We start from the raw sequence: 15494 nt of genomic DNA, 5'->3' as shown, positions 1-15494 counted from the left end.
GTTACAAAAATAAAAGTCAAGAAATTTATTCTAGGATTTTTGAGCCGGACTCGATTTTTTCATTTAGATAAACATCTCCCGGTTCTATCACGTTTTGCCGGATAGATATTTATTGATTAAATTCAATAAACAAGAATTTTATCTTAATTGTTTAAAAATGGTAGATATCAGCGATTCGTTTAGATTTTCGTTCAAAGACCCCGATTGGGTGATGAAATACCTGATCGGATGTCTATTTTCACTCCTTTCTATATTTATTTTACCTATCCCTGTACTTTATGGATATTATATAGAACTGCTACAAAAAGTTTCCAATAATGATCCCATTCCGCTCCCTGAATGGAAAGACCCCGGAATAAAATTTTTAACGGGCTTAAAATATATTACCGTCATGATCATATATTATCTGCCATTATTAATTATACTGATTCCTACATTCGCTTTATTTATCATCATGTCTATTTGGAATGCACACACCGGAAATTTTTTCGAGAGCGGACTTTTCGGAATGTTTATTATTTTAACAGTTGTTCCATATTCAATTTTTATTTATTTACTTCAGCCCTCTATAACAATTCTTTTTTCGAATAAAGAAAGTATGCGCGATGCATTGAACATCGGACAGGTAATAAAATTGTTCAAAATCAGATGGGAAGATATTTTGGTTGTATCTGTATTGACTATGGTTTTTGATCTTTTAGCTGTAGTCGGAATTCTTTTCTTCATAATAGGAATTTTCTTTACCACATTTTTTGTTCAGATAATAAGATTCCACATGTACGGTCAAATCGGCAGAGATTTTAAGAAAGCACAATTGATATGAAAGAATTTTTGAAAATATTACTATTCATCTCATTCAATGTATTTATGATCTGGCAATCATGGAATTGCAAAGATGAAATTACTGGAGATGAATTAAGTAAAATAGTTTTCCCCGATTCAAATGTGAGTTACCACGCACATGTTGAACCGCTCTTTCTCAACGCGTGTGCGATTCCCGGCGGATGTCACGCGGGCGATAATCCCGCTGCGGGGGTTAGTTTAGAAACTTGGCTCGATGCCCGCGAAAAAATTGGAATAATCTCTCCCCGCTTTCCGGAAGAAAGCCGGCTTATCTGGGCAATCGAAGGCCGAGACCCCGGCGTACCCCGAATGCCGTTAGACAGACCACCGCTTAATGCTAATCAAATAAAAGGACTTAAAACCTGGATCAAAGAAGGTGCGCAGAACAATTAAAAATGCATAAGGAAAAAATAAAAAATATTTTCCGTGTCATTTTCCGACGCACTGATAACTCCTTGCTCTCTGCTCTCGGCTCTTAGCTTTTCTTCTTCCCTACCATTTTCGTATATTTGTCTTAACTTCTAAATCCTAAAACCTAAATTCTAAATACCAAAGGTACTCCCTTGGGTCAAATTCTAACATCTAAATCCAAAACATCTTGGGAATTTGAGCATTGGAATTTCGATATTTATTAGAATTTTGGATTCAGTGCTTCGAGTTTATTGATTCATCAATTAATAATAAAAATCATCTTATTAAAATATGGCAGACAATAAAATCATCTTCTCAATGATCGGTGTTGGCAAAGTTCACAAGCCCAACAAGCAGGTTTTAAAAGATATTTATCTTTCGTTTTTTTACGGTGCAAAAATTGGAGTGCTCGGGTTGAATGGCGCCGGTAAAAGCACTCTTCTTCGCATCATCGCCGGTATCGATCAGGACTATATCGGTCAGATTACTTCGCAGAAAGATATTACGTTCGGTTATCTTTCGCAGGAACCGGAATTAGACCCAACCAAAACAGTAAAACAGATTGTCGAGGAAGGCGCACAAGCAACGGTTAATCTTGTTAAAGAGTACGAAGCTATCAGCGCAAAATTTTCGGAACCTGATGCTGACTATGATGTGCTGCTCGATAAACAAGCTAAGCTTCAGGAAAGAATCGATCATCTCGGCGCGTGGGATATTGACAGTAAATTGGAACAGGCAATGGATGCGTTACGGTGTCCGCCATCCGAAACATCTGTATCGGTAATTTCAGGCGGTGAGCGGCGGCGGGTTGCATTGTGCCGTTTACTTTTGCAAGAGCCGGATGTTTTATTACTTGATGAACCGACAAACCATTTAGATGCCGAATCTGTAGCGTGGCTTGAACATTTTCTTTCCCAATATAAAGGGACTGTAATCGCGGTAACACACGACCGTTACTTCCTTGATAACGTTGCAGGATGGATTTTAGAACTTGACCGCGGAGAAGGAATTCCGTTCGAGGGAAATTATTCATCATGGCTTGAACAAAAACAGGCACGTCTGAGGCTCGAAGAAAAACAGGAATCAAAGCGCCAAAAAGTTTTACAGCGCGAATTAGAATGGGTTCGATTAAATCCAAAGGGCCGACACGCGAAAAGCAAAGCACGCATAACCGCTTACGAAAAAATGCTTGAAGAAGATAACGAAAAGCGAAGCGAGGAACTTGAAATATTCATTCCTCCCGGACCGCGGCTTGGCGATGTGGTCATCCGCGCAGAAAATGTTGCCAAAGCATATGGCGATATTATTTTGTATGAAAATCTCAATTTCAATTTACCCGCAGGTGGAATAATCGGCATTATAGGACCGAACGGTGCCGGTAAGACAACACTTTTTCGTATGATCACCGGAGTTGAAAAACCTGAGAGCGGTACAATTACAATCGGCGAAACTGTGAAGCTCGCATACGTCGATCAAAACAGGCCACTCGATCCCAACAAAACGATTTGGCAGGAAATTTCGGGCGGCGAAGATTTAATCAAGTTGGGAAACCGCGAAGTAAACTCGCGCGCCTATGTAGCTCGATTTAATTTTAGCGGAACAGATCAGCAGAAACCGGTCGGAGTTCTTTCGGGCGGCGAGCGCAATCGCGTGCATCTTGCAAAAATTTTAAGAACAGGCGCGAATGTTCTTTTGCTCGACGAACCGACAAACGATCTCGACGTGAACACGCTCCGCGCGCTCGAGGAAGCGTTGGAAAACTTTGCCGGCTGCGCCGTTATCATCTCTCACGATAGATGGTTCTTAGACCGCGTTGCGACACACATACTTGCATTTGAAGGAGACAGCGAAGCAATTTGGTTTGATGGAAATTATTCCGAATTCGAAGAGCACCGCAGAAAACAATTAGGGATTGAAGCCGACAGACCACGCAGGATTAAGTATAAAAAGCTTATGCGATAAAAAAGTCGCCTGTGCAGGGGTGTCATGGTCCACACCATGACACAAATAGTGACATCGTGGTTGTGTCACGAATTGATTCGCGACACCCGTGAAAAAGTCCCCTCTTAATTAAGCTTTATTCCTGACGAGAGTGGATTTAGGGGTGTGTTACCTCGGTGTTATGGTCCACACCATGACACTAACAATTTTATCACTGTAGTATCACGAATTCCTGCCCGCAGCAGGCGGGGGTTCGTGACACCCGTGAAAAAGTCCCCTCTTAATTTAGCTTAATTCCTAATGAAGGGGGAATTAGGGGTGTGTTCTTTTGGCGATTCTTAGACATCCCTGTGGAGGTTATCCATAAAGTCTAGGGTCATGCTGAATTTATTTCAGCATCTATGCAAAGCAAGTAGTTTTGCTATGTTCAGATTCCGAACCAAGTTCGGAATGACTCCTATTCTTACTTTTTTGGTCAACCACTTTTAACTGGTTCCTATCCACACCTTTCCCATTACAAAGAGCGATTTGATTTTGGATAATATATTTAATACGTTTAATGAAATTTTAAACGATTTAAATCGATGATTGATCTTCGTGTGGCTCCGTGAAAATATTTACACGAAGATACACGAAGGGATACGAAGAACCACGGAGGATTAAACTTAATAAATAACCGTGCAGTTTCACCCGCCAATCTTTGTGGCGGATTTATCCGCCTTTGGCGGAATAATGAATAGTTAGAATATTTATTAATAAGTTTCCACATACTAAAACTATGAATCAACTATCAGGATTTCTAACCCCAATTATTGCACTTATAGCGCTCTGGATAGCTTATAGACAATTCAAAATCCAAGAATACCGCGTTCGATTAGACCTTTACGATCGACGCCTCAAAATATATGAAGCCATTATGAAATTCCTTTCAGGGATTTCACAAAAAGGTGATTCTACATGGGATGAAGTTTTAGAATTTTTACGAGACACCAAAGAGGCAAAATTTTTATTTAAAGGTGAGATGAAAGCTCATCTTGACTCTATTTATAATCGTGCTATTAAACTTCAATCCGTTCAGGAAGAATTGAAGAATAAAAGTTTACCTATTGGACCAGAGAGAGAAGCATTTGCAAAACAAATGAGTGAACATTATAAATGGCTAAAAAGCCAATATAAGACCACTGATGAGTTGTTTCTTAAATATATTCGGCTTGATCAATAAAAAACTACCAAACCAGCGAATCAAGCTGTGGGAATTACAAATGCCACTCAAACCATAATACGCCCACTCAAATCTAATCGCAAAGGATTGTTAAAAATCTATCAGCTAACTTTTCATTGAGAACAAAATATGACTCCAATAAAATCAAAACCCAAAACCATAACCGAATATATTAACGCCGCTCCGAAAGAAGCGAGAGCAAAGCTACGCGAAATGCGTTCGTGCATCCGTAAAGCTGCCCCAGGCGCAACAGAAAGCATAAAATGGGGTATGCCTGCATTCTCCTATCAGAGAATATTGGTTATGTTTGCCGCATTCAAAAATCATATCGGTTTCTTCCCTACACCGTCGGCAGTGAAAGCATTTGAAAAGAATCTATCGAAATACAAGTCAGGCAAAGGATCGATACAATTTCCGATGGAGAAACCTCTGCCTCTGTCGCTCATCCGCAAAATTGCAGAGTTCCGCGTTCGAGAAAGTATAAAGAACGATGGTAAATGGAAAGAGTAGGATAATTCTTCGTGTTGCATCGTAAATAAATAAAAGCAAGAAACACGAAGATAAAATTGTCGGTGAAATTGTTACTCTTCAACCATCACCTCAATCAAAAGTAACATGGTGTTACGTAACCGATCCGGAAGGAAATGTAATCGAGCTTCAATCTTGGTTAAAGTGAAGAAATAAAGATAAACAGAGGCAATACAAGCATCTCTTGTAACTCTCTTTCCTTTTTCATACCTTTTATTAGAATAAACCTTTTAGATATCAGTACGATTGAATCAGGCGCAGATGAGAAATAGTTCTTTTTTAATATTGATTTTGATGATTATTTTGGGAGGGAATTTATACAGCCAGCAAACGGAAAATGTGGTGATCGCCGTGATTGATGGTCCAAGATACTCAGAAACATTTGGCGACCCAACTCATCAATATATCCAGCATATTTGGAACGATCTTCGTCCGCTGGGAACAATCTTCACCTCATTCTATAATGATGGTGTCACGCAAACCAATTCAGGACACTCCACCATTCTCACAGGTACCTGGCAATCGATCTTGAACGACGGGGGAGAACTGCCGCACAAACCGACTGTCTTCGAATATTTCAGAAAAGAAAAAAGCGCGCCGGCTTCTCAAACTTTTGTTGTGCTGGGCAAAACTAAACTTGATATCCTCTCGGCAAGCGATCACGCTGAGTACGGTTCTTCTTATGGGGCAACAATCGATACAACTGCTTATCAATACAATGATGTTTATACATTAGAAAATGTAAAGGATGTAATCACAAATTCACATCCGCACTTAATCATCACTAATCTTGCAGGCACCGACCGCGCAGCCCACGACGGTCCTTGGTCGAATTACATCGAGAAACTTCAGCGTGCAGATAGCTGTGTTAATGAGCTTTGGAGTTTTATCCAATCCGATCCAATTTATAAAGATAAAACAACATTGATCATCACCAACGATCACGGCAGACATACGACTAATTTCAGTTCTCACGGCGACGGATGCGAGGGTTGCAGGCATATCTCATTGCTCATGTTAGGACCCGATACACCGATCAATAAAATCGACTCGGTTCGACACACCCAAGTTGATATCGCTCCTACGGTAGGCAGATTGTTAAACTTCAATACTTATTATTCGACTGGGGATATAATTACATCAGCTCTAACAATTCCCACATCATACACAATGTCGGTAAAATCCGGTTGGAATATAATATCTCTTCCGAAACTAACCACCGCCACGCTGAAATCAGAATTATTCCCAACCGCCATCTCATCTGCATACGCGTACACCGGAGGTTATTTACGTAGTGATACATTAGAAAATGGCGTTGGGTATTGGATTAAATTTCCATCAAACCAAAATTTCAATTTAAACGGATTTGATATTATTACCGATACTATTGATGTTGTTGAGGGATGGAATTTGATCGGCTCGCCGACAAATCCGATATCTGTTTCTGATATCAGCGCGAGTCCGGGAATTTTTGTGAGTCAGTTCTTCGGATACAATTCATCGTACTTTATAGCCGATACATTAAGACCCGGTTTGGGTTATTGGGTCAAATCTAATCAAGATGGACAGTTATTCTTTAATTCAAGCGGAACGGCGACGCCGGTTTCAATTATCGCCGGAAACGAAACTCCACCACCTCCACCGAGTGAACAAATTCCCACATCATTCGCTCTTGATCAGAATTATCCGAATCCGTTCAATCCGTCGACCAATTTCGGATTTCGGATTTCAGATCAGGGATTAGTGACTCTGAAGATATTTGATCTGCTGGGTCGGGAAGTTGCTACTCTCGTGAATGAAGTTAAACAAGCCGGTTCGTATACCGTGAATTGGGACGCATCTTCCTCAGGCAGATTCTCAAGCGGTTTCTATTATTACCGATTGCAGTCAGGCAATTCTGTAGAGACCAAAAAATTAATTTTACTGAAATGATACTATTACTCTTTCTCTCAAACCAAGATGACAAAGCACTTACATGAGCGCCGCTTCAGCGGTGACGCAGATCGTTTGCGCCGCCCAGAGAGAATGGCTCTGCTGGAGGTTGAGCTAGTTGTTGAACTTAGTATTGAAGGATTGAAAGTAAAAAATCTTTTAGATGTCGGAACAGGAACGGGGATATTCGCCGAAGCATTTACAAAACATAAAATTCAGGTCACCGGCATCGATCCGAACATTGAATTGCTTGAGATAGCAAAATCAATCGTGCCGGAAGCTCAATTCCAAAAAGGAGTTGCCGAAGATATTCCTTATCCGGATGATTCTTTTGATATAGTTATATTGATCCACGTCTTACACGAAACAGACAACATTTTTAAAGCACTCACCGAAGCGAAGCGCGTTGCCAGGAAAAGAGTGGTCGTTCTTGAGTGGCCCTATCTCGATGAAGAACAGGGACCACCGATTGAACATCGCCTCAAATCGGAAGAGATCGAGAAGAACGCAACCGCCGCCGGCTTTCATATAGAAAAATTCCAACTAAAGCACATGGATTTTTATCGTCTGAATCCGAGTCACTGATTTATTCAACCATATGAGCAAGAACCGATCAGTAATAAAAATATTTTCAGCGACCCCGACTATTGAAGGCGCCGGGGTTCATTTGAAACGCGGTTTTGGTTTCAACGAGGTTCCGTTATTCGATCCTTTTTTATTATTCGATCACTTCGGTTCAAATATTCCGCAAAATTACTTAAAAGGATTTCCGTGGCATCCACACCGCGGTATAGAAACGATCACATACATTCTCAAGGGAAAAGTTGAACATGGTGACAGCATGGGGAACAAAGGAATCATCGGTTCCGGTGATGTTCAATGGATGACGGCGGGAAGCGGAATTATACATCAGGAGATGCCCATGGGTGATAAAGATGGTTGGAATATGGGATTTCAACTGTGGGCGAATCTCCCAAAAACAGATAAGATGATGAAACCACGTTACCGTGATGTTAAGAATGACCAAATTCCCGAAGTTGTTCTATCGAATAACGTCAAGATAAAAATAATCTGCGGAGAAGTATCCGGCACTAAAGGACCTGTTCAGGATATTGTGATAGATCCGGAATATCTTGATATAACCGTGCCGGCTAAAACACAATTCACGTATCATACAAAACCGGGACATAAAGTCTTTGCCTATTTGATTGAAGGTGAGGCTTATTTCTCGGATGAGATGAAAATGGTTAACCATCAAAATCTCGTCTTGTTCAAAGATGGAGAACAAATAAATGTATCAACGAAAGATAGCCCCGCCCGGTTCTTATTGATCTCCGGCAAACCTATAGGCGAGCCGATTGCCTGGTACGGACCGATTGTAATGAACACTCAAGCCGAATTGAAGATTGCGTTTGAAGAGTATAATAACGGAACGTTTATAAAATAGAGAATAGATAAATTACATTTGTAAATAATAACTTATCCTGGACTCACCCTGTAGTCCCTCTCTACCTTTAGAGAGGGACGTTTTTCTTGGGCCGAACTTCTCCCCTTCTCTACATATAGAGAAGGGGTTGGGGGATGAGTCCAAAATATTTATGCCACAGACCAACCGCATTTAACTCGCAAGTAAAATGGAAGATAGCGTTTGAGAAGTATTACAACGGAACGTTTATAAAATAGTTCTCCACCCGTTTTCAATCTCACCCCACATTTTCGTATATTCATTCTAATCACTAAATACTAATATCTGCGCCAGAGGCGCATCAGCCTTCGGCTGATAAATCCTAAATAAATTCAAAGCCATAAATTCTAAATGCTTGTCAAGCGAACGGTTTCCAGAATTAGAACATTCATGTTTAGAAATTGTTCAGGGTTTAGGATTTCGTGCTTCAGATTTTTTTTTCAACTACATAATACTCAGCTACTTAATACTAATCCTTGCTTTCATTAGACCACATATCAATCCAATTCGGTGGACGAACATTGTTCGATGATGTATCACTCACCATCGGGGCTCACGATCGGATCGGTTTGGTCGGCTCTAACGGTACGGGCAAATCAACTCTTCTCAAAATCATCGCGGGTATCAATCAATCGGATGACGGAATCATCAGTAAAGCGCGATACGTAACGGTTGGATATCTTCCGCAAGATGGCGTGATTGCTTCGGGTAAATCGCTCTACAAAGAAGTTGAGACTGCTTTTGAAGATATAATGCTCATCCAGGAAGAAATCGAAGAAGCACATCAGAAGATGAGCATCATCGATCCTGCAACCGAAGAATATGCCGATACGCTTGAAATCTACGGCGAACTTCAGCATAAGTTGGAAGACCTCGATGCATTTCGGATGAAATCAAAAATCGAGCGTGTATTAATGGGACTCGGTTTTGTAGTTACAGATTTTGAAAGACAAACCGAAGAATTCAGCGGCGGGTGGCAAATGCGGATCGCGCTGGCGAAGCTCCTTCTGCAAGAGCCATCGCTTCTTCTGCTCGATGAACCGACCAATCACCTCGATATCGATTCGCTCCAATGGCTTGAAGAATATTTACGCAATTACAATGGAGCAATTATACTTGTTTCGCACGACAGGGCATTTCTCGATTCTCTCACCACAAAAACCTTAGCTCTAAGCATGGGTAAGTTTGAGATTTACTCGGGAAATTATTCTTTTTACGAAACAGAAAAGATAATCAGAAAAGAACAACAAGTTAACGCTTTCAAAAATCAGCAGCGACAGTTAGCCCAGACAGAAAGATTCATTGAGAGATTCCGTTATAAAGCGACAAAAGCCCGTCAGGTACAAAGCCGGGTTAAACAACTCGACAAGATCGAACGGATTGAAATTGAAAACGATGAAGAAGAAATCCGCTTTCATTTTCCTGCGCCGCAGCAAAGCGGTGTGGTGGTTATAAGTTTGAAGAACATCTGCAAAAGCTATGGAGAGTTAAAAGTTTTTGAAGGTTTGAACTTTACAATTGAACGCGGAGATAAAATCGCCGTTGTCGGTGTTAACGGATCGGGGAAATCCACATTTGTCAGAATTCTCTCCGGTTCAGAACCGTTCCAAGCCGGAGAACGAAAGCTGGGACACAACGTGATACTTTCGTACTTCGGACAGCATCAGGCCGAAGAGCTCGATCTTTCCAGAGAAGTGATACAGATAGTTGATGATGTAGCGGTTGGAGAAATTCGCACGAAGTTGAGAACGATTCTCGGTTCTTTTCTTTTTCATGGTGATGATGTTTTTAAAAAAGTTTCGGTGTTATCGGGCGGTGAAAAAAGTCGGCTTGCTCTTGCGAAAATGTTATTGCAGCCGGCTAATTTTTTAATCATGGATGAACCTACGAACCATCTCGATATGCGCTCGAAAAAAGTTTTACAGGATGCGCTGCGGGAATATGACGGAACATACGTGATTGTCTCGCATGACCGCGCATTTCTCGACCCGATAATCAACAAAGTTATTGAATTTAGTCCGGTTGGAATCCGAACATACCTCGGTAATGTCTCTACCTACTTATCAAAGAAAAAAGAAGAACGCGATGCCACTTCCAAGGGACCTCAAATCTCACATCCCGAATCTCATATCGCATCAAAGGACAATTCTCTTTCGGAGAAAGAACGTAAACGCCTAGAAGCTGAACGGCGGAATAAGCTTTACAAGATTCTATCACCCTACAAACAGCAAATTGAAAAATTAGAAAAAGATATTTCGTCCATGGAATCCAGAAAACTTGAAATTGAAGCATCTATGGGAAATCCCGATTTCTATAAAAATAGCGATCAGGCAAAGAAAGTCAATCACGAGTACAAAGAATTGCAAACAAAATTGGAGGCGGTATACTCTTCGTGGAGTGAAATAACCGAAAAGATATCCGAAATCGAACAAAAAGAAAAATAATAGAAATTTTAGATTTGATTATTAAGCATTCATTCTTTAAATTCTTCTGATGCTAAAATTTTGATCGACTTTATACATAAATAGAAAGGTCGGCAATTATGAAAACTATCATAATTCTATTTGTCTCTCTCCTGCCACTTTTATGCTTTTGGGGTTGTACCGATGCTTCCTCCCCGGGTTACGAAGATCCGGCTGATCCGGCTGTCGCTCCCCGAATTGTGTGGGCATGGTTAGATTCTCCACGGCATTACTACAGGGAATGGGATAAACAATCGTCAAAAACCGATACCCTGCCGATTGGATATTATCCCGGAAGACTGATGATTCGCTTCAATAAAATTATGGTCGGATATACTGTTCTTCCCAATGTTTCTTTATTACCGAGCGAAGAAGGTTTTGCTCAATTATATGCATCGGCAGGATTTTCCGGTGACGGGCAGACCTTTGAATTCCCTATCAATGGAATGTTTAAGGTTGCAAAACCGTACATCATCGTTGTTAAAAAAGAAGTGACTGACGTTACAAATTTAAAATTAGAATCCGATTATAGGAAAGAGATAATACCTGAACCGGAATTCAGGATCATCAATTCCTCTCCGGCTCAGAACGACACGAATGTTTACCAAAGCCAATCTATCTATATCTTTTTTAATTCCTGCATCGATACAAATACTATCCTGGATAATATTACATTTTCCCCACCGTTAAAAGGAAAATGGTATCAATCAGTCTGGTCGAGATACGAATTATCATTCAGACCTGACTCTGTACTCAAATCGAATACTGTTTATCAAGTTACTATTTCAACAGGTTTGAGAGACTCGGACGGCAATAACCTCCGTTCTCCCTTCCTGCTTCGATTCAGAACGACCCCTTTCAGAGTATCGAGCACATACCCATTTGATGGGCAGCAGAATGTTTATCCGACCGAATGGATCAGTTGTTATTTTACAATAAACATCGACACATCCTCGGTAAAAAACTCGTTCACAATTACACCAAGCACAGCCGGTACATTCCAATTTTCATATTACTATCCTTCAAATTATTTCTATTTCAAACCATCGGGAATATTGTTATCCAACACCACATACACCATAACTCTCTCAACGCCGCTTAAATCGATATCAGCAGATACAATGACATCACCATACATTTTTTCTTTTAAAACTATTCAATAAAAAGATGTTGGGTTCTTCGAAAACAAAATTAACTTTTAAATCATTAACCATAAATACGTGGAAAGATTTTGAAACACTCTTTGGTGACCGTGGCGCTTGCGGCGGTTGCTGGTGCATGTCGTGGCGGTTAAGCCGTGCTGATTTCGAAAAGAAAAAAGGAGATGGCAACAAGCGGGCGATAAAAAAATTGGTCGACAAGAATGAACAAATCGGTGTCATATCTTATCTGAATGGCAAGCCTATCGGCTGGTGCGCTGTTGCCCCACGAGAAAAATATATCAAACTTGAAGACTCGCGTGTACTGAAGCGAATAGATAACGAGCCGGTTTGGTCTATAACTTGCTTCTTCCTTGCGAAAGAATTCCGGTGCAAAGGATATTCCGTTGAGTTGCTGAAAGGTGTGATCGGCATCTGTAAAAAAAAGAAAGTGAAAATTTTAGAAGCATATCCTATCCTTCCCTACTCAGATAACATGCCGGCAGCGTTCGCATGGACCGGATTTTTATCTTCATTTAAAAAAGCAGGTTTTAGAATCGCGAAAAGGTGGTCTGAGGCCCGACCGATAATGAGATACTATTTATGAAAATCACAATCTAAAAATTATTTCAGATGAACCTTTTAAGACCGATCAGCGTTATAATATTTCAATCCACAGTATCAATACTTACATTCACTTTATATCCACATTTTTGGAGTTTTTATGAGATTTTTAGCTTTTTTGGGATTAGTGGCATTAACAATACTGCTGTTACTTCCTTCATTCACAGCCACAGCTCAGATTCATGATTACGGTTTTAAAACAGGATTACAATTTAATGGAGTCCTTCCCGAAACTGAATTTTGGGAGAGTCAGGGCTTAAAGGGATCATATTTAGTACGATGGCTCGGACGATTCGAATTAGGCGGCGGGTTCCAGATGGAACTTGGCGCAGGGTATGGATCTTATGCGGGTCTCGATTTTCAGCGCGCCTATTATCGTTCCGAAATTATACCGATCGATATGAGATTCATATTGAACTTAGCTGAAAGCGATTCATGGAATCCGTATCTATATGCTGGAGCCGGCGGAATAAAGTACAGAGTTACTTCACTTCCAAAATCTGTTTCGCCGAAATCGGTTGAGAAAGATGGCTGGACCGGGATTATCCCTGCGGGCTTGGGTTTTGAAATTCCGCTTTCCGAAAAATTAATTCTCGACATAAGCGGTGGCGCGAATTATTCTTTAACAGATAACTTAAACTATTACCGCCATGGCGAACCCAACGACGCATATTATTCAGGCGGTATAGGTTTCCTATTTGCTATGGGCGGCGGATCGCGCGATAACGATAAAGATGGTTTAACAAATAACGAGGAAGAAGAATTAGGAACCGATCCGGACAACGCTGATACCGACGGTGATGGTTTAATGGATGGTATGGAAGTAAGAACATATCAAACAAATCCCCTTAAAGCCGATACGGATAACGACGGTTTAAAGGATGGAGATGAAATAAAAAAATATAAAACAAATCCACTTAAGATCGACGCCGATGGAGATGGTTTAAACGACGGTGATGAGGTAAATAATTACAAAACCGATCCTCTTAGTTTGGATACAGATGGTGATGGATTAAAAGACGGAGACGAAGTTTTGAAGTTCAAAACAAGTCCGGTGAATCCGAATACAGACAACGATGGATTGATGGACGGCGATGAAGTTCTTAAATATAAAACCGATCCGCTGAATCCGGACACCGACGGTGATGGATTGAAAGATGGAGATGAAATAAATAAATATCAAACAGATCCATTGAAGCAAGATACAGACGGCGGGACAGTAGATGATGGTAAAGAGATTACAAATGGCACCAACCCGGTTGACCCGAGTGACGATGTTCCTAAAATTCAACAGGAATTAAAAACCGAAGTCAACGTACCGATAGTGCTTGATGGCATCGTGTTCAAAACCGGCAGTGCGGAGATTACACCTGTTTCAGAAGAAATTTTGATGCAGGCGTTTAACACACTCGACAGGCATCCTGAAATCTATGTAGACATTCAGGGGCATACAGATAATGTCGGCAAACATGATTCCAACATGAAGTTATCAAAACGCCGTGCAGACGCTGTAAAGACATGGTTAGTGAATAAGGGAATCGGCAGCGACAGAATCACAACAACAGGTTTTGGTCCCGATAAACCTATCGCACCGAATACGACCGATGAAGGAAAGCAGAAGAATCGTCGTATTGAATTCATGCGAACAAAGTAACAAATAAGAATTCATAAACTTAAAAAGCCCTTGCCAAAAGCGAGGGCTTTTTTGTTTGAAAATATCATCATTTTCTATCTTTCCCTATCATTTTTTTGTAAATCTGACTATACTCCTAATATTTATGATGGTCCTTATTTAATAACCTATCTTTATCTTATTCTTCAATATTTCCTCCAAGAATCTAAAAGCCCACTAGCATACTTTATCAATCTTTGCACATTTTTTACCTTGAATATCTTTCAACTTTGGTTTAATAAATTTTTTATTTGAGTGTTCCTATAGGAACATTTTATTACGCGAAATCTTTTTCCCACATTGAAACAATGATTTATTTAAATACGAATATTTTTTCGCTGCATCCCTCAAATCTAAGCGATCTAATCGATGGCATAATTCTTGTAAACTGAGGATACAAATCCGTTTTATCAATTTGCTCATTTTAAATTTTTAAGGAGACACTAAATGTATAATATCAATCGCGGATCAGGAGAATACAGCTCCCAACCAGGTGAGCTACAACCGGAATACTTCGAGTTTCAAGAAACATTCGGTGAAACAGGAGGAGGACAATATGAAACAGCATACCAGGAAGCCACCACTTACGAATCCCCGCTAAGCGAGGAAGAGATAATGGAACTTGCCACAGAATTTTTAGAAATTACTAACGAAGGAGAACTTGACCGATTTCTCGGTAGATTCATTCGTCGGGTTGGCCGGACATTGGGGCGTGTAGTACGTTCACCGATCGGTCGGGCAATTGGATCATTCTTAAAACCTATAGCAAGAGCTGCATTACCGCTTGCCGGTCGGGCAATTGGCGGATTCTTTGGTGGTCCTGTAGGATCGATGGTTGGTGGACAATTATCGAATATGGCTGGTCAGGCACTAGGACTAGAACTGTCGGGTATGAGCGGAGAGGATAGAGATTTTGAAGTTGGCAAAAGAGTAACACGAGTATTAGGTATCGCAGCGAAAAGAGCCCTTCAAGCGCCACCAAGAGTTAATCCCATCAACGCTGCAAGATCCGCCATTAACCAAACATTATCACAATTCGCTCCCGGTTTACTAAATGTTGCCGCACAAATGAATCCCTCACAATATGCACCTCCACCCCCAGTTGCTGTTCCACCCATGCCCCCGTTGGGAACACCTCCCCCCATGGATTACCCCAGTGGTGATACTGGTTTCGCACCTCCGATGGGCGGGCAACAAAATGGGGGAACTTGGATTCGTCAAGGCAACCAAATTATAGTGCAGGGAGCTTGATAGC

General features: G+C 40.8%; 13 protein-coding genes. All 13 read left to right on the top strand.

From position 1 onward, the window contains the following. Positions 1-157: 157 nt before the first annotated feature. The 13 genes from HZB59_11255 to HZB59_11195 all read left to right on the top strand — a co-directional run bounded on the left by HZB59_11255 (position 158) and on the right by HZB59_11195 (position 15490). Complete coding sequence (locus HZB59_11255; GenBank protein ID MBI5022002.1) at positions 158-823, top strand: DUF4013 domain-containing protein; 666 nt, start codon at positions 158-160, stop codon at positions 821-823. Continuing rightward, a complete protein-coding gene (locus tag HZB59_11250) occupies positions 820-1236 on the top strand; it encodes a hypothetical protein (GenBank protein MBI5022001.1) in 417 nt (138 codons plus the stop codon). Before HZB59_11255 ends, HZB59_11250 begins: the two co-directional genes overlap by 4 nt. Before the next feature lie 309 nt (positions 1237-1545). Continuing rightward, the gene (ettA, locus tag HZB59_11245; GenBank protein ID MBI5022000.1) at positions 1546-3216 is read left to right on the top strand and encodes an energy-dependent translational throttle protein EttA; all 1671 of its coding nucleotides are present in this window, start codon (positions 1546-1548) and stop codon (positions 3214-3216) included. A 757-nt stretch (positions 3217-3973) separates the two neighbouring features. Next, a complete protein-coding gene (locus tag HZB59_11240; GenBank protein MBI5021999.1) occupies positions 3974-4417 on the top strand; it encodes a hypothetical protein in 444 nt (147 codons plus the stop codon). Between the two features lie 138 nt (positions 4418-4555). Further along, positions 4556-4927, top strand: a complete 372-nt coding sequence (locus HZB59_11235) for a DUF1801 domain-containing protein (protein ID MBI5021998.1) — start codon at positions 4556-4558, stop codon at positions 4925-4927. A gap of 309 nt (positions 4928-5236) precedes the next feature. After that, positions 5237-6877, top strand: coding sequence for a T9SS type A sorting domain-containing protein (locus tag HZB59_11230; GenBank protein MBI5021997.1), 1641 nt, complete (start codon positions 5237-5239; stop codon positions 6875-6877). 27 nt (positions 6878-6904) lie between these two features. Continuing rightward, on the top strand, positions 6905-7462 hold the full coding sequence (locus tag HZB59_11225; GenBank protein ID MBI5021996.1) for a class I SAM-dependent methyltransferase: 558 nt from the start codon (positions 6905-6907) through the stop codon (positions 7460-7462). Between the two features lie 13 nt (positions 7463-7475). Beyond that, the gene (locus tag HZB59_11220) at positions 7476-8324 is read left to right on the top strand and encodes a pirin family protein (protein MBI5021995.1); all 849 of its coding nucleotides are present in this window, start codon (positions 7476-7478) and stop codon (positions 8322-8324) included. 494 nt (positions 8325-8818) lie between these two features. Next, the gene (locus HZB59_11215) at positions 8819-10786 is read left to right on the top strand and encodes an ATP-binding cassette domain-containing protein (protein MBI5021994.1); all 1968 of its coding nucleotides are present in this window, start codon (positions 8819-8821) and stop codon (positions 10784-10786) included. A 98-nt stretch (positions 10787-10884) separates the two neighbouring features. After that, positions 10885-11967 (top strand): Ig-like domain-containing protein, encoded by a 1083-nt coding sequence (locus tag HZB59_11210; GenBank protein ID MBI5021993.1) that lies wholly within the window; start codon positions 10885-10887, stop codon positions 11965-11967. Positions 11968-11971: 4 nt separating this feature from the next. Next, positions 11972-12550, top strand: a complete 579-nt coding sequence (locus tag HZB59_11205; GenBank protein MBI5021992.1) for a GNAT family N-acetyltransferase — start codon at positions 11972-11974, stop codon at positions 12548-12550. A gap of 117 nt (positions 12551-12667) precedes the next feature. Further along, positions 12668-14221: an OmpA family protein gene (locus tag HZB59_11200; GenBank protein ID MBI5021991.1), complete on the top strand. Its 1554-nt coding sequence runs from the start codon at positions 12668-12670 to the stop codon at positions 14219-14221. 465 nt (positions 14222-14686) lie between these two features. After that, positions 14687-15490 carry a hypothetical protein gene (locus HZB59_11195; GenBank protein ID MBI5021990.1) on the top strand — a complete coding sequence of 268 codons (804 nt, stop codon included), beginning with the start codon at positions 14687-14689 and terminating at the stop codon, positions 15488-15490. Positions 15491-15494: the final 4 nt, after the last annotated feature.

The sequence above is a fragment of the Ignavibacteriales bacterium genome, from assembly GCA_016214905.1.
Lineage (GTDB): Bacteria > Bacteroidota > Ignavibacteria > UBA10030 > SZUA-254 > PNNN01.
The sequence above is the reverse complement of the archived record's forward strand: the minus strand, read 5'-3'. Positions and strand labels throughout refer to the sequence as shown.